20 protein-coding genes are annotated in these 22,260 nt (G+C 73.4%); 16 read left to right on the top strand and 4 right to left on the bottom strand.

The features are described 5' to 3' along the window. From VKA29_RS04180 to VKA29_RS04165, 4 genes are all read left to right on the top strand, one after another. Complete coding sequence (locus VKA29_RS04180) at positions 1-1,344, top strand: NYN domain-containing protein (protein WP_324783781.1); 1,344 nt, start codon at positions 1-3, stop codon at positions 1,342-1,344. A gap of 212 nt (positions 1,345-1,556) precedes the next feature. Next, on the top strand, positions 1,557-2,591 hold the full coding sequence (locus VKA29_RS04175; RefSeq protein ID WP_324783780.1) for an NlpC/P60 family protein: 1,035 nt from the start codon (positions 1,557-1,559) through the stop codon (positions 2,589-2,591). A gap of 186 nt (positions 2,592-2,777) precedes the next feature. Beyond that, positions 2,778-3,791, top strand: coding sequence for an NlpC/P60 family protein (locus VKA29_RS04170; protein WP_324783779.1), 1,014 nt, complete (start codon positions 2,778-2,780; stop codon positions 3,789-3,791). Between the two features lie 32 nt (positions 3,792-3,823). Then, on the top strand, positions 3,824-5,014 hold the full coding sequence (locus VKA29_RS04165) for a hypothetical protein (RefSeq protein ID WP_324783778.1): 1,191 nt from the start codon (positions 3,824-3,826) through the stop codon (positions 5,012-5,014). Positions 5,015-5,126: 112 nt separating this feature from the next. Here VKA29_RS04165 and VKA29_RS04160 read toward each other — a convergent pair whose 3' ends face one another. Then, positions 5,127-6,356 (bottom strand): glycosyltransferase 87 family protein, encoded by a 1,230-nt coding sequence (locus VKA29_RS04160; RefSeq protein WP_420718434.1) that lies wholly within the window; start codon positions 6,354-6,356, stop codon positions 5,127-5,129. Between the two features lie 190 nt (positions 6,357-6,546). Between VKA29_RS04160 and VKA29_RS04155 the strand changes: the two genes are divergently transcribed. Next, complete coding sequence (locus VKA29_RS04155; protein ID WP_324783776.1) at positions 6,547-7,689, top strand: glycosyltransferase family 4 protein; 1,143 nt, start codon at positions 6,547-6,549, stop codon at positions 7,687-7,689. A 90-nt stretch (positions 7,690-7,779) separates the two neighbouring features. Next, positions 7,780-9,360 carry a GMC oxidoreductase gene (locus VKA29_RS04150; RefSeq protein WP_324783882.1) on the top strand — a complete coding sequence of 527 codons (1,581 nt, stop codon included), beginning with the start codon at positions 7,780-7,782 and terminating at the stop codon, positions 9,358-9,360. A gap of 34 nt (positions 9,361-9,394) precedes the next feature. Here VKA29_RS04150 and VKA29_RS04145 read toward each other — a convergent pair whose 3' ends face one another. Next, complete coding sequence (locus VKA29_RS04145; protein ID WP_324783775.1) at positions 9,395-11,191, bottom strand: AMP-dependent synthetase/ligase; 1,797 nt, start codon at positions 11,189-11,191, stop codon at positions 9,395-9,397. Between the two features lie 295 nt (positions 11,192-11,486). Between VKA29_RS04145 and VKA29_RS04140 the strand changes: the two genes are divergently transcribed. The 6 genes from VKA29_RS04140 to VKA29_RS04115 all read left to right on the top strand — a co-directional run bounded on the left by VKA29_RS04140 (position 11,487) and on the right by VKA29_RS04115 (position 16,599). Next, positions 11,487-12,284 (top strand): metallophosphoesterase family protein, encoded by a 798-nt coding sequence (locus VKA29_RS04140; RefSeq protein WP_324783774.1) that lies wholly within the window; start codon positions 11,487-11,489, stop codon positions 12,282-12,284. Positions 12,285-12,401: 117 nt separating this feature from the next. Further along, the gene (locus VKA29_RS04135; RefSeq protein ID WP_324783773.1) at positions 12,402-12,875 is read left to right on the top strand and encodes an SRPBCC family protein; all 474 of its coding nucleotides are present in this window, start codon (positions 12,402-12,404) and stop codon (positions 12,873-12,875) included. Positions 12,876-12,939: 64 nt separating this feature from the next. Next, positions 12,940-14,118, top strand: a complete 1,179-nt coding sequence (locus VKA29_RS04130; RefSeq protein WP_324783772.1) for an ArsA family ATPase — start codon at positions 12,940-12,942, stop codon at positions 14,116-14,118. A gap of 57 nt (positions 14,119-14,175) precedes the next feature. Next, the gene (locus VKA29_RS04125; RefSeq protein ID WP_324783771.1) at positions 14,176-14,706 is read left to right on the top strand and encodes a DUF5304 domain-containing protein; all 531 of its coding nucleotides are present in this window, start codon (positions 14,176-14,178) and stop codon (positions 14,704-14,706) included. Positions 14,707-14,828: 122 nt separating this feature from the next. Continuing rightward, positions 14,829-15,782 carry an ROK family glucokinase gene (locus tag VKA29_RS04120; RefSeq protein WP_324783770.1) on the top strand — a complete coding sequence of 318 codons (954 nt, stop codon included), beginning with the start codon at positions 14,829-14,831 and terminating at the stop codon, positions 15,780-15,782. Positions 15,783-15,852: 70 nt separating this feature from the next. After that, the gene (locus VKA29_RS04115) at positions 15,853-16,599 is read left to right on the top strand and encodes an endonuclease/exonuclease/phosphatase family protein (protein ID WP_324783769.1); all 747 of its coding nucleotides are present in this window, start codon (positions 15,853-15,855) and stop codon (positions 16,597-16,599) included. Between the two features lie 269 nt (positions 16,600-16,868). Here the strand turns inward: VKA29_RS04115 and VKA29_RS04110 are convergent, their stop codons facing one another. Next, a complete protein-coding gene (locus VKA29_RS04110) occupies positions 16,869-17,438 on the bottom strand; it encodes a hypothetical protein (RefSeq protein WP_324783768.1) in 570 nt (189 codons plus the stop codon). After that, entirely contained in the window at positions 17,431-18,228 is a 798-nt protein-coding gene (locus VKA29_RS04105) for an alpha/beta hydrolase (protein ID WP_324783767.1), read from the bottom strand. The genes VKA29_RS04110 and VKA29_RS04105 overlap by 8 nt, the downstream gene beginning before the upstream one ends. Before the next feature lie 132 nt (positions 18,229-18,360). Here VKA29_RS04105 and VKA29_RS04100 point away from each other — a divergent pair, with 132 nt between their 5' ends. From VKA29_RS04100 to VKA29_RS04085, 4 genes are all read left to right on the top strand, one after another. Further along, positions 18,361-19,119: a lysophospholipid acyltransferase family protein gene (locus tag VKA29_RS04100; protein WP_324783766.1), complete on the top strand. Its 759-nt coding sequence runs from the start codon at positions 18,361-18,363 to the stop codon at positions 19,117-19,119. A 34-nt stretch (positions 19,120-19,153) separates the two neighbouring features. Continuing rightward, positions 19,154-20,431, top strand: a complete 1,278-nt coding sequence (gene macS, locus VKA29_RS04095) for a MacS family sensor histidine kinase (protein WP_324783765.1) — start codon at positions 19,154-19,156, stop codon at positions 20,429-20,431. Next, the gene (locus VKA29_RS04090; RefSeq protein ID WP_324783764.1) at positions 20,428-21,105 is read left to right on the top strand and encodes a response regulator transcription factor; all 678 of its coding nucleotides are present in this window, start codon (positions 20,428-20,430) and stop codon (positions 21,103-21,105) included. The genes macS and VKA29_RS04090 overlap by 4 nt, the downstream gene beginning before the upstream one ends. A gap of 80 nt (positions 21,106-21,185) precedes the next feature. Further along, a complete protein-coding gene (locus tag VKA29_RS04085) occupies positions 21,186-22,211 on the top strand; it encodes a 6-phosphofructokinase (protein ID WP_324783763.1) in 1,026 nt (341 codons plus the stop codon). The last annotated feature ends 49 nt before the right edge of the window (positions 22,212-22,260 follow it).

Raw genomic sequence — 22,260 nt, 5'->3', positions numbered from 1 at the left:
ATGGTGGAGACCGCAGGCGGGGGGCCGGGCGACGGCGCCGCTGAGGTGCTCGACCGTCCGCTGCCCGACGGAGTGCGCAAAAGGGTCGTACAGATCGTCTCGGACGGGTTCGGCGGGCTGACGCTCACCGAACTGCCGGCGCAGCTCAGACAGTACGCGCGGTTCGCGCCGAACCGGCGGGCGAAGTTCGCCGGCAACGCGATGGCGGCGGCCCTGGAGACCGATCCGCTGTTCCGCCGGCGCATCGGGGAGAAGTTCCGGGAAGCCCAGCCGGAGCTGGCCGGCGCTCTCGACTCCGGTTCGCCGCCTCCGGCCGCGGATCCGCTCGACGTGGCGGCCGCGGCCTATGTGCTGCGCCCGGCCGGCTGGGTGAAGCTGGTGACCGCGGCCGGCGAGGAAGCCCAGCGGGCCGACGCCGAACGCGCCGACGAGGAGAGCCGGGCCGAGCTGGAGCGGCTGCGCGAGGAGCTGGCCCGCGCCCGTGAGCAGACCCGGGCCGAGACGGAGCGGCTGCGCACCGAGCTGGAGGCGGCCCGCAAGGAGGCCGAATCGCTGCACCGCAAGCTGCGCGCCGCCCTCAGCGACGTCAAGCGCGGCGAGGCGGCGCTGCGCAAGGCGCAGGGCGAGATGGAGGCCGTGCGCGCCGAGGGGCACGCCCAGGTGTCCGCCGCGGAGAGCGAGACGCGGCGGCTGAAGGCGCGGCTCGGCGAGGCGGAGGCGGCCCTGGAGGCCACCCGCAAGGCGGCGCGGGAGGGGCGCAGCGTCGAGGACATGCGCGTACGGCTGCTGCTCGACACCGTGCTGGACGCGGCGCAGGGCCTGCGGCGCGAACTCGCCCTGCCGCCGGTGTCCGTGCGGCCCGCCGAGACCGTCGACGCGGTCGAGCCGGGCCGGATGAGCCCGAAGGACATCGCCGCGCGGGCGCTGTCCGAGCACGACCCGGCGATCCTGGACCAGCTCCTCGCGCTGCCGCAGGCGCATCTGGTCGTCGACGGCTACAACGTCACCAAGACCGGCTATCCCCAGATGCCGCTGGAGAAGCAGCGGCTCCGGCTGCTCGGCCAGCTCTCGCAGCTCGCGGCGCAGACCGGCGCCGAGGTGACGTGCGTCTTCGACGGGGCCGAACTGGCCGCGCCCGTACTGCTGGCGCCGCCGCGCGGGGTACGGGTGCTGTTCTCCAAGCCGGGCGTCACCGCCGACGAGCTGATCCGCCAGCTGGTGCGCGCGGAGCCGCCCGGCCGGCCGGTCATCGTCGCCTCGACCGACCGCGAGGTGGCCGACGGGGTGGCCCGGGCCGGGGCGCGGCCGGTGGCTTCTGCGGTGCTTCTCAAGCGCCTGTCCTGAAAACGTCAAGGTCGAGGTTTAATGCCCGAATTGACGGGACCGTCACGCAACGTAGCGTCAACCGTGCATCACCTCATGTGAGTTGTGTGCAAAGAATGCATTGCGTGACGGGGTTTTTTGGTGTGAGGATTTGAACTGATCACAGGAACATCACTAGGGTCGGGCCTCGAACCTCCAAGCGGGTGATCCCTCGGAAGAAGGAGTTCGCCTCCGTGGCGTCCCATCGTCGACCCAAGCAGCCGAGCCGGGCACGTGTGACCGTGCTGACCACCGCGGCAGCCGCCGCTGTCGCCATCAGCGCGCAGGCCGCCAACGCCGCGCCGAGCGAGAAGCCGAGCAAGGACGAGGTCAAGACGAAGGTCGACAAGCTCTACGAGCAGGCGGAGCAGGCCACCGAGAAGTACAACGGGGCCAAGGAGAAGCAGGAGAAGCTCCAGAAGGAGATCTCCACCATCCAGGACGACGTCGCCCGCGGCCAGGAGGAGCTCAACGAGCTGCGCGACTCCATAGGGCTGGCGGCCGCGGCGCAGTACCGCTCCGGCACCATCGACTCCTCCCTCCAGCTGTTCCTGTCGTCCAACCCGGACGACTACCTGGACAAGGCGTCCGCCGCCGACCAGCTCAGCGCCCAGCAGGTCGAGGCGCTGAAGAAGATCCAGGAGAAGCAGCGCGAGCTCGCCCAGGAGCGGGCCGAGGCCTCCGACAAGCTCAAGGACCTCGCGGCCACCCGCACCGAGCTGGGCAAGAAGAAGAAGGAAGTCCAGAGCAAGCTCGCCGAGGCGCAGAAGCTGCTCAACTCCCTGACGGCCGCGGAGAAGGCGGCGATCGCCGCGGAGGACGCCCGCGCCAGCCGCTCCGCCAGCTCCCGGGTCGACCTCGGCAACTCCACCCCCGCCTCCAGCCGGGCCGCCGCGGCCTTCTCCGCCGCCCAGAGCAAGATCGGCTCGCCCTACGTCTACGGCGCCTCCGGCCCGAGCTCCTTCGACTGCTCCGGCCTCACCTCGTGGGCGTACGCGCAGGCCGGCGTCTCCATCCCGCGCACCTCGCAGGCCCAGGCCAACGCCGGCACCCGCATCTACAGCCAGAGCGCCCTCCAGGTCGGCGACCTGGTCATCTTCTACGGGGACCTGCACCACGTCGGCTTCTACGCCGGCAACGGCCAGGTGCTGCACGCCCCGCGCACCGGCACCGTCGTGCGCTACGAGTCGATCAACAACATGCCGTTCCAGTTCGGCGTCCGGATCTGACACCCGCCTTCCGCCCGAACGGGCGAATCGCGTGATCCCGCGCTGACCCCCACGCCCCGCCCATGACCTGCGCGTCAGGGCGGGGCGTCACGCTGTGTGGTCGCCGGGGTCTTTGGCCGGGGCCCGGGCGCGGGTCTACTGTCTGCCGCGTTTCCTCGTCCGCCAGCGGAAGGAGCGCGGCTTCCCGTGGGGTCACATCGCCGCCTTGCACCGTCCGGGTTCGACCGCGGCGCCTGCGCCGCCCTCGGCGTACTGTCCGCCGCGGCCGCCGCCCTCGGCCCCGTACCAGCGTCGGCCGCGCCGCACGACGACGTCCGCGCCGAGGTCGACCGCCTCTACGAGCAGGCCGAGAAGGCGACCGAGGCCTACGACGAGGCCGGTGAGCGGGCCGACGCGCTGCGCGAGCAGGTGAGCACGGCGCGGGACCGCGTCGCCCGCGGGCAGGAGCGGATCAACCGCATGCGGGAGGCGCTGGGCGCGCTCGCCGGCGCCCAGTACCGCTCCGGCGGCCTGGACCCCTCGCTGGCCCTGCTGTTCTCCGACGACCCGGAGGACTACCTCGACAAGGCCTCCGTCCTGGACCGCATCGGCGCCCGCGAGGCCGGCCGGCTCCGGAGGCTGCGGTCGGCGATGCGTGAACTCGCCCAGGAGCGCGCGGAGGTGAGCGGGAAACTCGCCGAACTGGACAAGAGCCGCAAGGCGGTCGTCGAACACAAGCGGACGGTCGAGAGGAAACTCGCCCGGGCGCGGCGGCTGCTCGATTCCCTGCCGTACGCCGAGCGCCTCGCCTACCAGCGCGCCTCCCGCGGCGGCCGCACCGACGTGCTGGGCCCCGGCGGCGCCGTCCCGTCCTCGGCCCGCGCGGCCGCCGCCGTCGCCGCGGCCCGTTCCGCCCTCGGCAGGCCGTACGTGTGGGGCGCCAACGGCCCCACCGGTTTCGACTGTTCGGGCCTGATGCAGTGGTCGTACGCGCAGGCCGGCGTCGCCCTGCCGCGCACCTCGCAGGCGCAGCGCCACGCCGGCCGGCTGATCCCGCTGTCCCAGGCGCGCCCCGGTGATCTGGTCACCTACCGGTCCGACGCCAGCCACGTGGCGATGTACGTCGGCAACGGCCAGGTGATCCACGCGCCCCATCCCGGCGCGGCGGTGCGCTACGACCCGGTGGACATGATGCCGGTCTCCTCCGTCACCAGGGTCTGACCGGGGCGGCGTCCCGGCCTTACGATCGGCGGATGAGAGGTCGCGGACGGGCGCCGGCGCGCCAGGTGGTCGCGCTCGCCCTGCTGCTCGTCTGCCTGGTGTCCTGCGGCGGGCGGCCCGCGGCCGACAGCGCCCGGGCCGACGTGCAGCGGGTCCTGGACCGGCGGGCGGCCGCGGTCCTCGACCGCGACCGGGCGGCCTTCCTGCGGACCGGCGCCCTGAGCTGGTTCGAGAACCTGCGCGGGGTGCCGTTCGCCGGCTGGTCCTACCGCGTCACCGGCCTGCACCGCACCGGCGACCGGGCCACCGCCGACGTCGAACTGCGCTACCGCGTCCTCGGCTACGACCGGGCCCCGGTCACCGCCGGCCGCACCCTGACGCTGTCCCGGCGGCCGGACGGGCAGTGGTACGTGGACGCCGAGACGCCCGCGCGGAAGTCCGCCCAGCAGCTGTGGGACCAGGGCGAGGTGGACGTCGTGCGCGCCCGGCGCGGGATCGTCCTGGGGGTCGGCCAGTCCGGCGAGGCGCTGCACAGGTACGCCGATCTGGCGGACCGCGCGGTGCCGGCGGTGTCGGCGGCCTGGGGCACCGACTGGGCCCGGCGCGTCGTCGTCCTCGTGCCGAAGTCGCTGGCGGGCATGGCCGGCCTGCTCGGCTCGCCCGCCTCCTCCTACCGCGGGATCGCGGCCGTCACCACCGGCGAGGTGGGCGGCCCGCCCACGGCGCCCGCGGACCGCATCATCGTCAATCCCGACGCCTACGCCGTCCTCGGCGGCCTCGGCAAGCAGGTCGTGCTCACGCACGAGACCACCCACGTCGCCACCCGCGCCCACACCTCCGCCGCGACGCCGCTGTGGCTGTCGGAGGGGTACGCCGACTGGGCCGGCTACCGCGGCACCGGGCGCACCGCCGCGCAGGCGGCGCCCGAACTGGCCCGTGCCGTCGCCGACGGGCGGCTGCCGGCCGCGCTGCCCGCCGACAAGGACTTCGCCTTCAGCGGGGACGCCGGTGAGCTGGCGCGGGCCTACGAGAGCGGCTGGCTGGCCTGCCGGCTGATCGCCGAGCGGTGGGGCGAGGTGCGGCTGCGGGAGTTCTACCGCGCGGTGGGCGACCACGAGCGGCGGGCGGGCGCGGTCGAGGACGCGATGAAGAAGGTGCTGGGGACGACGCCGGAGCGGTTCACCGCCCGGTGGCGGGCCTACGCGGAGGACCGGCTCACCTGATCCGGCCGGCCGCCGGCCGTCGGTCTCCGTGAGCCGTGTCCGGTCCGCTGGGGTTTCCGTGAGCCGTGTCCGGTCCGCTCCGGCGCACGGGGCCTGCGGCCTGGGGGCGCGGTCAGGAGGACGCCGAGGTCTCCCGCGCGCGGGGGGTCTGGGCGGGGAGGGACGGGGCGGGGGCGCGGGAGGCCGTCGACTGCCACAGTTCCAGGGCCGCCAGCAGGGTGGTGACCACCAGCAGGCCGTTGCGCGCGATCAGCAGGGTGACCCCCAGCGGGTCGCTCGCGACCACGTGCCCGAACCAGACCGGGAACTCCAGCACCGTCAGGAAGGCCGCGACCAGGACCAGACAGGCCGGCAGCCCCATCCGGCTGCCGCGGAAGCACAGGCAGACGGCCGCCGTGCCGACCAGCCACACCATGTACTGGGGGCTGATCACCCGGCTGGTGACGGTGAACAGCAGCACCGCCGTGAACGCCGCGTCCGCGAGGGTGTGCGGCGCGAAGCGGTTCGCCCTCAGCCGCCACAGCAGCAGCCAGCCGAAGGCGGCCACCGTCAGCCCCAGCGCGGCCGTGCTGACGGCGCTCACGTACGGGCCGAGGAACTCCACCGAGCCGTAGCGGAGCAGCACCTCACCGCGCCAGCCGAACTGCCGGGCCAGGTGGAGCACCAGCGCGCCCAGCGACTCCACCTCCGTGCCGCGCTCCCGCTGGAAGGCCAGGAAGGAGAACGCCCCGGGCATCGACACGGCGAACAGGGCGGCCAGCGCGCAGCAGGTGGCCGCGGCCGCGCCCCAGGCGCTCCGCCCGCGCGCGCCGACCAGCAGCAGCACCGGCCACACCTTGAGCATCGCGCCGAAGCCGGCCAGCGCGCCCATCGCCCGCGGATGCCGGGCGCCCGCGAGCAGCGCGGCCACCGCCACCGCGGTCACCATCACGTCGTAGCGCGCGTACACCGTCGGTCCCAGCAGCGGGACGCCCGCCACCCACACCCAGGCCCCGCGCAGCCGCCTGCCGGGGCGCAGGCCCGCGTACAGCAGCAGGCACAGGACCGTGAGGTCGGCCAGGAAGGCGAGGACGAAGAAGGCCGCGGCGTAACCGAGGAAGCCCAGCAGGGCGGGGGAGAGGATGGCGAGGGCGGCGGCGGGCGGGTACTGCCAGGTGACGTCGTCGAGCGGGAACGTGCCCTGGCGCAGCACCTCGTACCAGCCCCGGTAGATCACGGACACGTCGGTGGTGACGTCCGGTCCCGGGAAGCGCAGCACCCCGAAGACGAACAGCAGCAGCACCAGTCGGCTCACGGTCCAGGTCCCCAGCAGCCCGGCCAGGTAGCGCTTCGCGCCCGTCATGTCCACCTGTGCCCCTGTTCATCCGTTCCTCGCCCGAGGAGCCATGATGTCCCGTCGGCCGGTGCGCGAGCCATGGAACGCACCCGGAGTCGCGGGCCGCCGCCGGCGCTCGACTCCCAGGGTGGCGGAAAGCCCCGCGTCCGGCCGCCCGTGGGCGCCGTGCGGGTGGCGTTGGATAGGGTCGGCCGCGATGCACAAGACCCTGATAGTGACGAACGACTTCCCGCCCCGCCCGGGCGGCATCCAGGCGTTCCTGCACAACATGGCGCTGCGGCTCGACCCCGAGCGTCTCGTCGTCTACGCCTCCACCTGGAAGCGCGGGCCGGAGGGGACCGAGGCGACGGCCGCGTTCGACGCCGAGCAGCCCTTCACGGTCGTACGGGACCGTACGACGATGCTGCTGCCGACGCCGGCCGCGACCCGGCGGGCGGCCGGGCTGCTGCGGGAGCACGGCTGCACCTCGGTGTGGTTCGGGGCGGCCGCGCCGCTCGGGCTGATGGCGCCTGCCCTGCGCAGGGCCGGCGCGCGGCGCCTGGTGGCCACCACCCACGGCCACGAGGCGGGGTGGGCCCAGCTGCCGGCCGCGCGCAGCCTGCTGCGCCGGATCGGGGAGTCGACGGACACGATCACCTACCTCGGCGAGTACACCCGCTCGCGGATCGCGGCCGCGCTGACCCCCGAGGCGGCCTCGCGGATGGTGCAGCTGCCGCCGGGGGTCGACGAGAAGGTCTTCCACCCGTCGTCGGGCGGCGACGAGGTGCGCGCCCGCCTCGGGCTGGCGGACCGGCCCGTGGTGGTGTGCGTGTCCCGGCTGGTGCCGCGCAAGGGGCAGGACACCCTCATCCTGGCCATGCCCCGGATCCTCGCCGCCGAGCCGGAGGCCGTACTGCTGATCGTCGGCGGCGGCCCGTACGAGAAGGACCTGCGCAGGCTCGCCGCCGAGACCGGCGTGGCCGGCTCCGTGCGCTTCACCGGCGCCGTGCCCTGGTCCGAGCTGCCCGCGCACTACGGCGCCGGGGACGTCTTCGCGATGCCGTGCCGCACACGCCGGGGCGGACTGGACGTGGAGGGGCTCGGGATCGTCTACCTGGAGGCGTCGGCGACCGGGCTGCCCGTCGTGGCCGGCGACTCGGGCGGCGCGCCCGACGCCGTACTCGACGGCGAGACCGGCTGGGTGGTGTCCGGCGGCTCCCCCGCGCAGGTCGCCGACCGCGTCGTCACGCTCCTCGGCGACCCCGAACTGCGCCGCCGCATGGGGGAGCGGGGACGGGAGTGGGTCGAGGAGAAGTGGCGCTGGGACCTGCTGGCCGAGAAGTTGACGACGCTGCTCTAGGCCCTGGCCGGAACGTTCCATTCCGCCGATGCTGCGCGTATGACACCAGAACTGATGCAGCGTCAGCTGACACGCCGTCACATCCTCGGCATGGCCGCCCTGCAGACCGCCGCGGCCCTCGGCTTCACCCGCGTCGGCCTCCAGTCGGCCCGGGCCGCCGAGCCCGCGGCGGCCGAATCCGCCCCCGCAGTCGTGGTCGGCTCCGGCTACGGCGGCGCGGTCGCCGCCCTGCGCCTCGGCCAGGCCGGCATCCGCACCCTCGTGCTGGAGATGGGCAAGCTGTGGAACACGCCCGGCTCCGACGGCAAGGTCTTCTGCTCCACCGTCGCCCCGGACGAGCGGTCGATGTGGTTCCGCACCCGCACCGAGGCGCCGCTGGCCACCTTCCTGTGGCTGGACGTCGTCGACCGGGACATCAGCCGCTACCCGGGGGTCCTGGACCGCGTGCACTTCGAGAACATGTCCGTCTACGTCGGCCGGGGCGTCGGCGGCGGCTCCCTGGTCAACGGCGGCATGGCGGTCACCCCGCCGCGGGCGTACTTCACCGAGCAGTTCCCCACCGTGGACGCGGCGGAGATGTACGGCACCTACTTCCCGCGCGCCCGCTCCATGCTCGGCGTGAACTCCGTCGACCCGGCGTGGTTCGAGTCGACCGAGTGGTACCGGTTCACCCGGACCTCCCGCAAGGCCGCGACGAACGCCGGACTGAGGACCACGTTCGTGCCGAACGTCTACGACTTCGGCCACATGCAGCGCGAGGCGGCCGGCACCGCCCCGAGATCCGCACTCGCCCAGGAGGTCATCTACGGCAACAACCACGGCAAGCGCAGCCTCGACAAGACCTACCTCGCCGCGGCGCTCGGCACGGGGAACGTCACCCTCCACACCCTGGAGCGGGTGACCGGCATCAGCCGCGCGGGCGACGGGAGCTGGGTGCTGAACGCCGACCGCATCGACGCCACCGGCGCGGTCGTCGGGACCAAGCAGTACGGCTGCCGCCACCTCTTCCTCGGCGGCGGCAGCCTCGGCACCACCGAACTCCTGCTGCGGGCCCGCGAGACGGGCACCCTGCCGGACCTGCACGCGAGCGTCGGCACCGGCTGGGGGACCAACGGCAACGTCATGCTGGGCCGCGCCAACCACGTCTGGGACACCGTCGGCGCCGACCAGTCGACCATGCCGGTCATGGGCATCGACGACTGGGACAACGCCGCCAACCCCGTCTTCGCCGAGATAGCCCCGCTGCCGATGGGGCTGGAGCACTGGGTCAGCCTCTATCTGGCGATCACCAAGAACCCGGAGCGGGGCTCCTTCTCGTACGCGGACGGAGCGCTGCGGCTCGACTGGAGCGCCGCCCAGAGCGCCGTCTCCGTCGCCATGGCCAAGAAGCTGTTCGACCGGATCAACGCGGCCAACGCCACCATCTACCGGTACGACCTGTTCGGCTCGTCCGGCAAGGTCTTCGCGGACGACTTCTGCTACCACCCGCTGGGCGGCTGCGTGCTGGGGAAGGCGACCGACGACTACGGCCGGGTGAAGGGATATCCGGGACTGTACGTCACCGACGGCTCGCTCGTGCCCGGCTCGATCGGGGTGAACCCGTTCGTGACGATCACCGCGCTCGCCGAACGGACGATGGAACGGGTCCTCGCCGAGGACACCGCGGCGTGAGCCGCACGGCGCGCTGCGAGCCGGGCGGCGCGCCTCACTTGGCGTAGAGGGCCTCGATCTCGTCCGCGTAGTCCTTCGCCACCACGTTCCGCTTCAGCTTCAGCGACGGCGTCAGGTGGCCCGACTCCTCCGTGAACTGGGAGGACAGAACGCGGAACTTCCGCACCGACTCCGCCTTCGACACCGCGGCGTTGCCGTCGTCGACCGCTGTCTGGATGGCCGCCAGCAGCTCCGGGTCGTCACGCAGCGACGCCGCGGTGGAACCGGCCGGCTTGCCGTGCTCGGCGCACCAGCGGGCCAGGAACTCCTGGTCGAGGGTGATCAGCGCGCCGACGAACGGCCGCCCGTCGCCCACCACCATGCACTCCGCGACCAGCGCGTGCGCCCGGATGCGGTCCTCGATCACGGCCGGGGCCACGTTCTTGCCGCCCGCGGTGACGATGATCTCCTTCTTGCGGCCGGTGATCCTGAGGTAGCCGTCCTCGTCCAGGGTGCCGATGTCACCGGTGTGGAACCAGCCGTCCGTCAGCGCCTCGGCGGTCGCCGCCTCGTTGTTCCAGTAGCCCTTGAACAGGTGCTCGCCGTGCAGCAGCACCTCCCCGTCGTCCGCGATCCTGACCACCGAGCCCGGCAGCGGCTGGCCGACCGTGCCGATCTTCTGCCGGTCCCACGGGTTGAACGCGGTCGCGGCGCAGGACTCCGTCAGGCCGTAGCCCTCCAGGACGGTGAAGCCGATGCCGCGGAAGAAGTGCCCGAGCCGCTCGCCCAGCGGGGCGCCGCCCGAGACCGCGTACTCGCCCCGGCCGCCGAGCACCGCCCGCAGTTTGCCGTAGACCAGCTTGTCGAACGCCTTGTGCTTGATCTTCAGACCGAGCGACGGGCCCGACGGCGTGTCCAGCGCCTTGCTGTACGCGATCGCGGTGTCGGCGGCCTTGTCGAAGATCTTGCCCTTGCCGTCCGCCTGCGCCTTGGCCCGCGCCGAGTTGTACACCTTCTCGAAGACGCGCGGCACGCCCAGGATCAGCGTCGGCCGGAAGGCGGCCAGCTCGTCGGTGAGGTTCTTGATGTCGGGTACGTTGCCCAGCTTGATCGGCGCCATCATCGGCGCGATCTGGATGAGACGGCCGAAGACGTGCGCCAGCGGCAGGAACAGCAGCACGCTGCACTCACCGGTGCGGAACAGCGGGCGCAGGCGCTCCACGACGTTCCCGCACTCGGCGAAGAAGCTGCGGTGGGTCAGCACGCAGCCCTTGGGCCGCCCGGTCGTGCCCGAGGTGTAGACGATCGTCGCCGGGTCGTCGGCCTTGGCGAGCGAGCTGCGCTCCTCGACCGTGGCGTCGGTGACGTCCGCGCCGAGCGCGCCCAGCTCCTCGACCGCGCCGGCCTCGATCTGCCAGAGGTGCTTGAGGTCCGGCAGCCGGTCGCGCACCGACTCGACGGCGGCCGCGTGGGCGTCCAGTTCCGTGACGCAGGCCGTCGCGCCCGAGTCGGAGAGGATCCACTCCACCTGCTCCGGCGAGCTGGTCTCGTACACCGGCACGGTGATCGCGCCCGCGCTCCAGATCGCGAAGTCCAGCAGCGTCCACTCGTAGCGCGTGCGGGACATCAGCCCGACCCGGTCGCCCGGCTGGACACCGGAGGCGATCAGCCCCTTGGCGGCGGAGCGCACCTCGGCCAGGAAGGCCGTGGCGGTGACGTCCTGCCAGACGCCGTCAACCTTGCGGGCGATCACGGCGACGTCGGGATGCTGCGCGGCGTTTCTGCGGACGATGTCGGCCAGGTTGCCGTCCGCAGGGACCTCGTACAAAGCCGGAAGGCTGAACTCGCGCAAGACTGCTGCTCCTCATAGGGCGCCGGCGCCACGACGTTGTGCGATGCGACGGTGCGGTCCACGGCTCGGGCGGTGCTCAGAGATCCACTGGTTGAAATCCTGAGCACAACTGGACGGCCCGGACGTTACCCGCCGGTATAGCTCTTTCGACAGGGGGTCCCGACGATATGTTCGCTGCGTCACACAGATTGGTGTTCCTTTCTGCACGGTAGTCCACCGCCTTCCTGACTGGCCAGTAACCGCAGGTGGCGGCGGCACTGTTCACCCGCGCCGCTCGGCCGTACTCTTGATCGCCATGGCAACCGCACCGTCCGGCAACCGAAGGACCCGTGTCCACGTGGTCAGCGACGTGCACGGCAACGCCCGGGACCTGGCCAGGGCCAAGGACGGCGCCGACGCCCTGATCTGCCTGGGCGACCTGGTGCTCTTCCTGGACTACGCCGACCACTCGCGCGGGATCTTCCCCGACCTGTTCGGCAAGGAGAACACCGACCGCCTCGTCGCGCTGCGCACCGCCCGCCGCTTCGAGGAGGCGCGGGAGCTCGGGGCCCAGCTGTGGGCCGGCATCGGCGCGGACCGGGCCGCGGTGATCGAGCGCGCGGTACGCAGACAGTACGCCGAGATGTTCGCCGCGTTCCCGGCGCCGACGTACGCCACCTACGGCAACGTCGACATGCCGCCCCTGTGGCCGGAGTTCGCGGGGCCCGGCACGACGGTGCTGGACGGGGAGCGGGTGGAGATCGGCGGGTGGGTCTTCGGCTTCGTCGGCGGCGGCCTGAAGACGCCGATGCGCACGCCGTACGAGCTCACCGACGAGGAGTACGCGGCGAAGATCGAGGCCGTGGGCGAGGTCGACGTGCTGTGCACGCACATCCCGCCCGAGGTGCCCGAACTGGTCTACGACACCGTCGCGCGCCGCTTCGAACGCGGCAGCCGCGCCCTGCTGGACGCGATCCGCCGCACCCGGCCCCGGTACTCCCTGTTCGGCCACGTCCACCAGCCGCTGGTCCGGCGGATGCGGATCGGTCCGACCGAGTGCGTCAACGTGGGGCACTTCGCCGGCAGCGGGAAGCCGTGGGCCCTGGAGTGGTGACCCGTCGCGGTGTGCCGGGTACACGGTGAAGTCGGCTGGTCGGAGCGCGGTAGCCTTCACGCTGCACACACGTGCGCACGACCTGAATTCCGGCCCGCATCTGGAGGAGCCACGGCGATGGCGGAACACACCAGCTCGAGCATCACGATCGAGGCGGCACCGGCCGATGTCATGGGGGTGATCGCCGACTTCGCCCGCTACCCGGACTGGACCGGTGAGGTGAAGGAGGCGGAGGTGCTCAAGACCGACGCCCAGGGCCGCGCCGAACAGGTCCGCCTCGTCATGGACGCCGGCGCCATCAAGGACGACCAGGTGCTCGCCTACACCTGGGGCGGCGGCAACGAGGTCTCCTGGACCCTGGTCAAGTCCCAGATGCTGCGCTCCCTCGACGGCTCCTACCGCCTCAGGCCGGCCGGCCGGGGCGCCACCGAGGTCACCTACCAGCTCACGGTCGACGTCAAGATCCCGATGCTGGGGATGATCAAGCGCAAGGCGGAGAAGGTGATCATCGACCGCGCGCTGGCGGGCCTGAAGAAGCGCGTGGAGTCCGGGGAGACGTCCGGCGGAATGTTCGAGAAGAAGCAGCCGTGAGCCGGGCCGGGAACCGCCCTCGCGGCGGCCCGGCCGGCCGACCGGGTACCGGTACCGTCACCCCATGCGCACCATCCTGATCACGGGCCCCGGCGGTTGTGGACGTACCACCGTCGCCGCCGCCACCGCCCTGCGTGCCGCGGGCGACGGCACCCGCACCCTCGTCCTGAGCGCCGACCGCACCGACACCCTCGGCGCGGCCCTCGGCGCACCGACGGGCCCGGCCCCGCGGCAGGTCGCGCCGAACCTCACCGCCTGGCGCCCCGACGCCGCGGCCGGCTTCCGGGACGACCTCGCCGCCTTCCAGGAGCGCGCCGCGAACGTCCTCGACCTCCTGGGCGCCTCCCGCCTCGACGCCGAGGAGGTCACCCCCCTGCCCGGCGCCGCCGAGCTCGCCCTCCTGCGCGCCCTGCGGGACGCCGCCCTCGCCGACCGGGACGAGGCGCACCAACTCCTCGTCGTCGACCTGCCGCCCACCCCGCAGGCGCTCTCACTGCTGGCCCTGCCCGAGGAACTGCGCCGCTACCTGCGCCGTCTGCTGCCGCCCGAGCGGCAGGCGGCCCGCGCCCTGCGGCCCGTCCTCGGCCGCCTGGCCGGCGTCCCGATGCCCGCGGAGTGGCTGTACGAGACCGCGGCCCGCTGGGACCTGGAGCTCGGCGCCGTCGAGGCGGTCCTCACCGACCCGGACACCGTCGTACGGCTGGTCGCCGAACCCGGCCCGGCCGGCGCCGACGCCGTACGCGCCGCCTGCCTCGCCCTCGCCCTGCGCGGTCTGCGCCCCGAGACGCTGGTGGCCAACCGGGTGCTGCCCGAGCACGCCGCCGACAGCTGGCTCGCCGGCCCCCTCGCCCAGCAGCGCAAGGCCCTGGCGGAATGGCGGGAGTCCCACGACGTCCACCGCGTCGCCCACCTCGGCCGCGACCCGCGCGGCACCGACGACCTCGCCGCGCTCGCCGTGCCCGGCGTCAACGACACGACCTCCACGGTCGAGTGGCCCGTCACCGACCGGCTCGCCGCGGACGGCGTGCTGGTCTGGCACATCCCGCTCCCCGGCGCCATACGCGACGAGCTGGACCTCATCCGGCGCGGCGACGAACTCGTCGTCAGCGCCGGGCCGTTCCACCGCATCGTCCCGCTGCCGTCCGCCCTGCGCCGGTGCACCGTCGACGGCGCCTCCCTGCGGGACGGCCGGCTGCTGATCCGGTTCGCGCCGGACCCGGAGCTGTGGCCCGGCAGGCCCTGAACGGCGTACGGCCGTTCGGGTAACGTCGTAAGGACGAACCGTAGTCAGGAGTCCGTCATGAGCGAAGAGCTCCCCCCGTCGGATGCCGGTGACCGCGAGGCCGACGACGCGGTGCGGGCGACCGACGCCGACGCCTGGGCGACGGCGTGCGCCGAGGACCTCGCGGCCGAGAAGGCCCGCCGCCGCGCGAGCTACGGCCCGCCGCCGGGCTCGGCCGCCGAGGAACTGCGCCGGCTGGTCGACACCGTCGCGGACCGCCTCTCCGGGTTCTCGGGGTTCCGGTCGCCGCTGCTCGGCGCCGTCGCGGGCCCCGCCGCGCAGCAGGCGGTGCGGCAGGTCGTCCAGCAGGCCAAGGCCGCCGTCGAACCCGTGATAGAGCGCAACCCGGACGTCTTCGACCACCTGGCCGCGGCCGGCAGCGAACTGCTCGCCGCCTACCGCTCCGCGGTCCAGGCCCAGGAACAGCGCTGGACCCACGGCGCGGGCGACCCGCGCGGGGACCGCGAGGACCGGACGGGCAAGGACCCGGACGAGCGTCCCGGCCGGGACGACGGCACCGGACCCGGCCAGCGCATCGATCTCGACTGAGGGTCCCCGGGCAGCCCCGACCGCCTGATTCCGGCCTGTCCAGCGGCCGGACGACGGGGAACCGACGGCAGGGCCTCGGGTACGGTTGGCCGTAGCGGGGCTCGACCGGAACTGAGGGATTCATGGGACTCACCATCGGCGTCGACATCGGCGGCACGAAGATCGCGGCCGGCGTGGTCGACGAGGAAGGCAACATCCTCTCGACCTTCAAGGTGCCGACCCCCACCACGCCCGAGGCCATCGTGGACGCCATCTCCTCGGCGGTGGAGGGCGCGCGGGCCGGGCACGAGATCGTCGGCGTGGGCATCGGCGCGGCCGGGTACGTCAACCGGCAGCGTTCCACCGTCTACTTCGCGCCGAACATCGACTGGCGCCAGGAGCCGCTGAAGGACAAGGTCGAGGCGCGCGTGGGCCTGCCGGTCGTCGTGGAGAACGACGCGAACGCGGCGGCCTGGGGCGAGTACAAGTTCGGCGCGGGCAAGGGCCACCGCAACGTCATCTGCATCACCCTCGGCACCGGCCTCGGCGGCGGCATCATCATCGGCAACAAGCTGCGCCGCGGCCACTTCGGCGTGGCCGCCGAGTTCGGCCACATCCGCATGGTGCCGGACGGTCTGCTGTGCGGCTGCGGCTCGCAGGGCTGCTGGGAGCAGTACGCCTCGGGGCGCGCGCTCGTCAGGTACGCCATGCAGCGCGCCAACGCCACCCCCGAGAACGCCGAGCTGCTGCTGTCGCTGGGCGACGGCACCCCCGACGGCATCGAGGGCAAACACATCTCCATGGCCGCCCGCCAGGGCGACCCGGTCGCCGTCGACTCCTACCGCGAGCTGGCCCGCTGGGCCGGCGCCGGCCTCGCCGACCTGGCCTCCCTCTTCGACCCGTCCGCCTTCATCGTCGGCGGCGGCCTCTCCGACGAGGGCGAGCTGGTCCTGGACCCGATCCGCAAGTCCTACAAGCGCTGGCTGGTGGGCGGCAACTGGCGCCCGGTCGCCGACGTGATCGCGGCCCAGCTCGGCAACAAGGCCGGCCTGGTCGGCGCGGCGGACCTGGCCCGCGAGCCCGATCCCATCATGTGACGTCCTCCGGGACGACCCGAGGGGCGCGGGGTACACCTCGCGCCCCGGCGTGCGGCGTAGATTGATCCGCATGGAGCCGCTTCCCAACTCCCGTACCGAACCCGACGGTTCGGCCGTCGTCCGGGTCCTGAGCTACAACGTCCGCTCGATGCGGGACGACACGGACGCCCTCGCCCGCGTCATCACCGCCTGCGCCCCCGACCTCGTCCTGCTCCAGGAAGCGCCCCGTTTCTTCCGTTGGCGCAAGAAGCTCGCCCGACTGGCGGCCGCCTCGGGGCAGGTCGTCCTCGGCGGGGGCGCGACCGCCGCCGGACCGGCGCTCCTGTGCTCGCTGCGGGCCACCGTCGAGCGCACCGAGGACGTGCTGCTGCCCCTCACCCCGGGCCTGCACCGGCGCGGCCTCGCCACGGCGGTGGTCCGCTTCGGCGGCGCCCGCCTCGGCGTGCTGAGCTGCCACCTCTCCCTCCAGAAGGACGAGCGGTACGAGCAGGGCGGCATGCTGCTGGACCGGCTCGCGGCCATGGGCGTGCGGCACGCCGTCGCGGGCGGCGACCTCAACGAGCCGCCCGCCGGCCGCACCTTCCGGCGTCTCGCCGGCACCCTCCAGGACTGCCGGGCCACGGCCCCCTGGGGCGGCGAGCACACCTGGACGCGCACCGAGCCGCACCGCCGCATCGACGCGGTCTTCGCCACGAAGGACGTCGAGGTGCTCGGCTGCGGGGTGCCGGTCGGCCACCCCGGCGTGACGGAGACCGACCTGAGGGCGGCCACCGACCACCTTCCGGTCCTGGCCGCCCTCAGGATCCCGGCGGGCTGACCGGCGCTGCGCCGGGCCCGCCGGGCCGCGCCGTCGGTCGGCTGCCGCGCCGTGGTGGCCGGTCGCGTGGTTCCCCGCGCCCCTTGGGGGGCGGTCGCCGAGGCTTGCGGCGGGTTGAGCGGCGTTGTGCGGGAGGCGTGGCGTCACGCCGTCGGTCGGCTGCCGCGCCGTCGTGCCCGGTCGCGCGGATCCCCGCGCCCCTTCGGGGCGCACCGGCGCGGGCTTCGCCCGGCCCGCCCGGAGGCCCGGAGCCCAGCCGGGGACGGGTCTCACACGACGGCGCCGCGGCCCGGGTCGCCGTCGTCCTCGTCGTCCGTCTTCATCCGCGTCACCAGCGTGGCGAAGCCGCCCAGGAAACCGCCGATGCCCAGCGTGGCGAGCCACCAGGTCATGTCCCAGCCGAGCACCACCGCCAGCAGGAGCAGCACCGGGCCGCCGATCACCGCCAGCCAGGCGAACTTCGCGGTCGCGTCGGCGGCCGGCAGCGGCGGCGGCTCCGGCGGGACGAAGTGGCCCTCGTCGTCCTCGTCGAAGTCGTCGTCGGACGCCTCGGGGGCCGTGTGGTCGCGCGGACCCACGCCCGGCGCGAAGGCCACCGACGCGCCCAGCGGCTTCGCCGGCTCGTCCTTCTCCGGCGGGTCGTCACCGCCGTCGCCGTCGTTCGTGACGGTCTCCAGCAGCGCCAGGTCCTCGACCGCCTTGAAGGGCTTGGCGCCCGGCGGGTCCGCGGGCTCCTCGCCGTACCCCGCCACGATCGCCGCCCACGCGGCGTCCTCGTCGAACGGCACGCCCTGATCCTCCGGCTCCCGGTCCTCCCGGTCGGAGTCGTGCTCAGCCACCTGCCGCCGTCCCTTCGTTGCCGACCCCGGTCCCCTTGCCGACACCGGTCGCGAGCCGGCCGATGAACGCGAGGCTCTCCGCGAAGATCCGGTCCGCGTCGTGGTCCAACGTCGCGACGTGGTAGCTCTGTTCCAGCAGGATCTCCGTCACGTCCAGCGAGGAGACGCGGCCCAGGACGCGCGCCGAATCGGCCGGTGGCACCACGTGGTCCTGCGGGCTGTGCAGCACCAGCAGCGGCTGGGTGACCTGCGGCAGCTCGCCGTCGACCAGCCGGAAGAAGGCGCGCAGGGAGTGGGCGGCGCCCAGCGGCACCCGGTCGTAGCCCAGCTCCGTACTGCCCTCCTTGGCGATGTCGCTGGCGATCCCCTTCGTCGAGCGGACCAGGTGGCGGACGACGGGGAGAGCGTGGGCGGCCAGGCCGTGCATCCGGTTCGCCGGGTTCACCAGCACCAGGCCGCGCACCGCGTCCCCGTGCTTCGCCGCCAGCCGCAGGGCCAGCGTGCCGCCCATGGACAGGCCCGCCAGGAAGACCTCCGAGCAGCGCTCCAGCAGGCCGCGCAGCTCCCGGTCCACCTCCGCGTACCAGTCCTGCCAGCCGGTGAGCTGCATGTCCTCCCAGCGGGTGCCGTGCCCGGGCAGCAGCGGCAGCGAGACGGTCAGGCCGCGCGCGGCGAGATACTCCGCCCAGGGGCGCATCGACTGGGGGGAACCCGTGAAGCCGTGGCAGAGGAGGACTCCGACCTCGCCGCCCTCGTGGCGGTACGGCTCGGCTCCAGGAAGGACCGGCACCATCGGTCTCCTGTTCGTGGAATGGGGCTGGCACTTGGCACTGCAGGACCTTCACCGTACGCGACGGCACCGACACCGACCAGGCCCGTCGACGCCTTCCGGACGGGCCGGGTTAAGGTCTGACCCACGGACATGGGAGGCACTCGGTTGTTGTACGGCGCGATGAAGGTCGCCATCGGGGGACCGCTGAAGGTCACCTTCAGGCCCTGGGTGGAGGGTCTGGAGAACATTCCCGCCGAGGGCCCCGCGATCCTGGCGAGCAACCACCTCTCCTTCTCCGACTCGTTCTTCCTGCCCGCGGTGCTGGACCGCAAGGTGACCTTCATCGCGAAGGCGGAGTACTTCACCACGCCCGGCGTGAAGGGCCGGCTGACCGCCGCCTTCTTCAAGGGCGTCGGCCAGCTCCCGGTGGACCGCTCCGGAGCGCGCGGCGCGGGCGAGGCTGCCGTCAGGAGCGGCATCGAGGTCCTGCAGCGCGGTGAACTGTTCGGGATCTACCCGGAAGGCACCCGCTCGCCCGACGGCCGCCTCTACCGCGGCAAGCCCGGCGGCCTCGCCCGGGTGGCGCTGGCGACCGGCGCGCCCGTCATCCCCGTCGCCATGATCGACACCGAGAAGATCCAGCCGCCGGGCCAGGTGATGCCCAAGCTGATGCGGCCCGGCATCCGCATCGGCAAGCCCCTCGACTTCAGCCGCTACCAGGGCATGGAGCACGACCGTTTCGTGCTCCGCGCGGTGACGGACGAGGTCATGTACGAGATCATGAAGCTCTCCGGCCAGGAGTACGTCGACATCTACGCGACCGCCGCCAAGCGGCAGCTCGCGGAGGCGGCGAAGGCCGGGAAGGAACAGGCCAGGGAACAGGCCAGGAAGGACAAGTCCGGGGCGTGAGCCCCGGGCCCGTCCTGGCCGGGGGGTGGGGGACGTGCCGAAGCGCGAGCGGGTCGTGAGGATGTCGGTCGAGCAGCCGCTGTGGCGCGCGCTGACCGCCTACCGGGTGCTGACCATGCTGTACGCGGTCGGCCTGTTCACCACCGTCTACGACCGCTACGACCGCCCCGCCGTCGCCGTCGCCTTCTACGCCGTCCTGTGCGTGTGGACGCTCGCCACCCTGCCGCGCGTGCAGAACGCGGCCGCCTGCACCAAGCGCTTCCTGGCCGTCGACCTCGCCGTCGCGCTCACCGGCATCGTGCTCACCCCCCTCGCCGTCAGCGAGCAGCACATCGACGACGGCGGCCCGACCCTGCCGTCGATATGGACCGCGGGCTCGGTGCTCGCGTACGCCATCAAGGGCGGCTGGCGCTGGGCCGCGTTCGCCTCCACGCCGGTCGCCGCCGCCAACCTGATCGAACGCGGCACCCCGGCCCGCGACACCGTCCACAACGTGATCCTCGTCTGGGTCGCCTCCATCGCCATCGGCTACGTCGTCGAGGTCGCCCGCGCCTCCGAGCGCACCCTCGCCCGCGCCCTGGAGATCGAGGCCGCGACCCGGGAACGGGAGCGCCTCGCCCGGGACATCCACGACAGCGTCCTCCAGGTGCTGGCCATGGTGCAGCGCCGCGGCGCGGTCATCGGCGGCGAGGCGGCGGAGCTGGGCCGGATGGCGGGCGAGCAGGAGGTGGCGCTGCGCACGCTGGTCTCCGGCGGGCTGCTGCCGGCGCCGCGAGTCTCGGTGGACGCCGCCGCGGGGGCGCTCGTGACCACCGTCGACGAGCCCGACGGACCGGACGGACCCGACCGGAACGGCACCGTCGACCTGCGCTCGCTGCTCGCACCGTACGCCGGCGCCAGGGTCAGCCTCGCCGAGCCGGGCGCGCCGGTGCCGCTGGCGCCTGCGGCCGCGCGGGAACTGGCCGCGGCCGTCGGCGCGGCCCTGGACAACGTCCGCCGGCACGCCGGGGAGCACGCGCGCGCGTGGATCCTCGTCGAGGACGAGCCCGGCGAGGTCGTGGTGACCGTACGGGACGACGGGCCCGGCATCCCCGAGGGGCGGCTCGCCCAGGCCGAGGGGGAGGGCCGGCTCGGCGTGGCCCTGTCGATCCGGGGCCGGCTGCGCGACCTCGGCGGCACCGCCGAGGTGATCTCGGTGCCGGGGCAGGGCACGGAGGTGGAGCTCACGGTGCCGAAGCACACGAAGCACACGAAGCGCACGAAGCGCACGGACGACACGAAGGACCCACGGGGGAAGGCGGAGCGGCGATGAGTGAACAGCAGGACGCGATCAGAGTCATGGTGGTCGACGACCACCCCATGTGGCGCGACGCCGTGGCCCGCGACCTGGCCGAGGCCGGCTTCGAGGTGGTCGCCACCGCGGGCGACGGCGAGCAGGCCGTGCGCCGCGCCAAGGCCGCCGCGCCCGACGTCCTCGTGCTCGACCTCAACCTGCCGGCCAAACCGGGCGTGCAGGTCTGCAAGGAACTCGTCGGCCACGACCAGGCGCTGCGCGTGCTCGTGCTGTCCGCCAGCGGCGAGCACGCCGACGTGCTGGAGGCGGTGAAGTCGGGCGCGACCGGCTACCTGCTGAAGTCGGCGTCCACCGAGGAACTGCTGGACGCGGTGCGCCGCACGGCCGTCGGCGACCCGGTGTTCACGCCCGGCCTGGCCGGCCTGGTCCTCGGCGAGTACCGGCGCCTGGCCGCCGATCCCGCACCCGCCGCGGACCCCGGCCGGCCGGACGCGCCGCGGCTGACCGAGCGCGAGACCGAGGTGCTGCGGCTGGTCGCCAAGGGCCTGAGCTACAAGCAGATAGCCGAACGCCTCGTCATCTCCCACCGCACCGTGCAGAACCACGTCCAGAACACCCTGGGCAAGCTCCAACTGCACAACCGGGTGGAACTCGTCCGCTATGCGATCGAGCGGGGGCTGGACGACGAGTGAACCGGGCGCCGCGAACGGGGCCGCGCCGATAGCGTGGAACCACGGGAAACGGAAGCTGATGCGAAGGGACGGGGAGATCCATGCGTGTCGGAGTGCTCACCGGAGGCCGTGACTGTCCGGGCCTGAACGCCGTGGTGCGGGCCGTCGTCCGCAAGGGCGTGCAGGAGTACGGCTACGACTTCGTCGGCTTCGTGGACGGCTGGCGCGGCCCCCTCGAAGGGGACACCGTCGCCCTCGACATCCCCGCCGTGCGCGGCACCCTGCCCCGCGGTGGCACCCTCCTCGGCACCTCACGCACCCACCCCCTGGAGCACCCGGACGGCGTCCGCCGCATCCGGGACAACCTCGCCAAGCTCGAGGTGGAGGCGCTCATCACGATCGGCGGCCGGGACACCCTCGGCACCGCGGCCGTCCTCGCCCAGGACCACGGGCTGCCCTGCGTCGCCGTGCCCAAGACCATCGACAACGACCTGCACGGCACCGACCGCACGGTCGGCTTCGACACCGCCGTCGGCGTAGCGACCGCGGCCATCGACCGGCTGCACACCACCGCCGAGTCCCACAAGCGGGTGCTCGTGGTGGAGGTGATGGGCGGCGAGACGGGCTGGATCGCCGTGCACTCCGGCCTGGCCGGCGGCGCCAACGCCATCCTGATCCCCGAGCGGCCCTTCGACGTGGACCAGGTGTGCGCCTGGGTCACCTCCCGCTTCCGCGCGTCGTACGCGCCGATCGTGGTCGTCGCCGACGGGGCCGCCCCCCGGGACGGCAAGCCGGTGCTCACGCCGGTGGCGGGCCCCGCATCCGGCGTGCGGCTTTCCGGCGTGGGGGAGTGGCTGGCCCGGGAGATCGAGCACCGCACCGGCAAGGAGGCCCGCACCACCGTCCTCGGCCACGTCCAGCGCGGCGGATCGCCCAGTCCCTTCGACCGCTGGCTGGCCACCCGGTTCGGCCTGCACGCCGTGGACGCCGTGCACGACGGAGCCTTCGGCACGATGGTGGCCCTGCGCGGCACGGACATCGTCCGCGTCCCGATCACCGAGGCGGCGGCCGGCCCGAAGACGGTCGACCCGGCGCTGTACGACGAAGTCAGCGTGTTCTTCGGCTGATCACCGGAACCGGAGCCAGGCATATGCGCCCGGCATATATTCGACGGGG

Origin of the sequence: Streptomyces sp. H51 (genome assembly GCF_035656535.1) — a bacterium.
GTDB lineage: Bacteria > Actinomycetota > Actinomycetes > Streptomycetales > Streptomycetaceae > Streptomyces.
Note: the sequence above shows the minus strand (reverse complement) of the source record. Positions and strands in the feature narration are given on the sequence as shown.

Excerpts from the sequence above, each read along its gene's own strand:
- VKA29_RS04180 (WP_324783781.1), top strand. The coding sequence starts at position 1 with ATGGTGGAGACCGCAGGCGGGGGGCCGGGCGACGGCGCCGCTGAGGTG.
- VKA29_RS04135 (WP_324783773.1), top strand. The coding sequence starts at position 12,402 with ATGGCGGAACACACCAGCTCGAGCATCACGATCGAGGCGGCACCGGCC.
- VKA29_RS04155 (WP_324783776.1), top strand. The coding sequence starts at position 6,547 with ATGCACAAGACCCTGATAGTGACGAACGACTTCCCGCCCCGCCCGGGC.
- VKA29_RS04140 (WP_324783774.1), top strand. The coding sequence starts at position 11,487 with ATGGCAACCGCACCGTCCGGCAACCGAAGGACCCGTGTCCACGTGGTC.
- VKA29_RS04160 (WP_420718434.1), bottom strand. The coding sequence starts at position 6,356 with ATGACGGGCGCGAAGCGCTACCTGGCCGGGCTGCTGGGGACCTGGACC.
- VKA29_RS04130 (WP_324783772.1), top strand. The coding sequence starts at position 12,940 with ATGCGCACCATCCTGATCACGGGCCCCGGCGGTTGTGGACGTACCACC.
- VKA29_RS04100 (WP_324783766.1), top strand. The coding sequence starts at position 18,361 with ATGGGAGGCACTCGGTTGTTGTACGGCGCGATGAAGGTCGCCATCGGG.
- VKA29_RS04115 (WP_324783769.1), top strand. The coding sequence starts at position 15,853 with ATGGAGCCGCTTCCCAACTCCCGTACCGAACCCGACGGTTCGGCCGTC.
- VKA29_RS04120 (WP_324783770.1), top strand. The coding sequence starts at position 14,829 with ATGGGACTCACCATCGGCGTCGACATCGGCGGCACGAAGATCGCGGCC.
- VKA29_RS04090 (WP_324783764.1), top strand. The coding sequence starts at position 20,428 with ATGAGTGAACAGCAGGACGCGATCAGAGTCATGGTGGTCGACGACCAC.
- VKA29_RS04150 (WP_324783882.1), top strand. The coding sequence starts at position 7,780 with ATGGCCGCCCTGCAGACCGCCGCGGCCCTCGGCTTCACCCGCGTCGGC.
- VKA29_RS04085 (WP_324783763.1), top strand. The coding sequence starts at position 21,186 with ATGCGTGTCGGAGTGCTCACCGGAGGCCGTGACTGTCCGGGCCTGAAC.
- VKA29_RS04165 (WP_324783778.1), top strand. The coding sequence starts at position 3,824 with ATGAGAGGTCGCGGACGGGCGCCGGCGCGCCAGGTGGTCGCGCTCGCC.
- VKA29_RS04125 (WP_324783771.1), top strand. The coding sequence starts at position 14,176 with ATGAGCGAAGAGCTCCCCCCGTCGGATGCCGGTGACCGCGAGGCCGAC.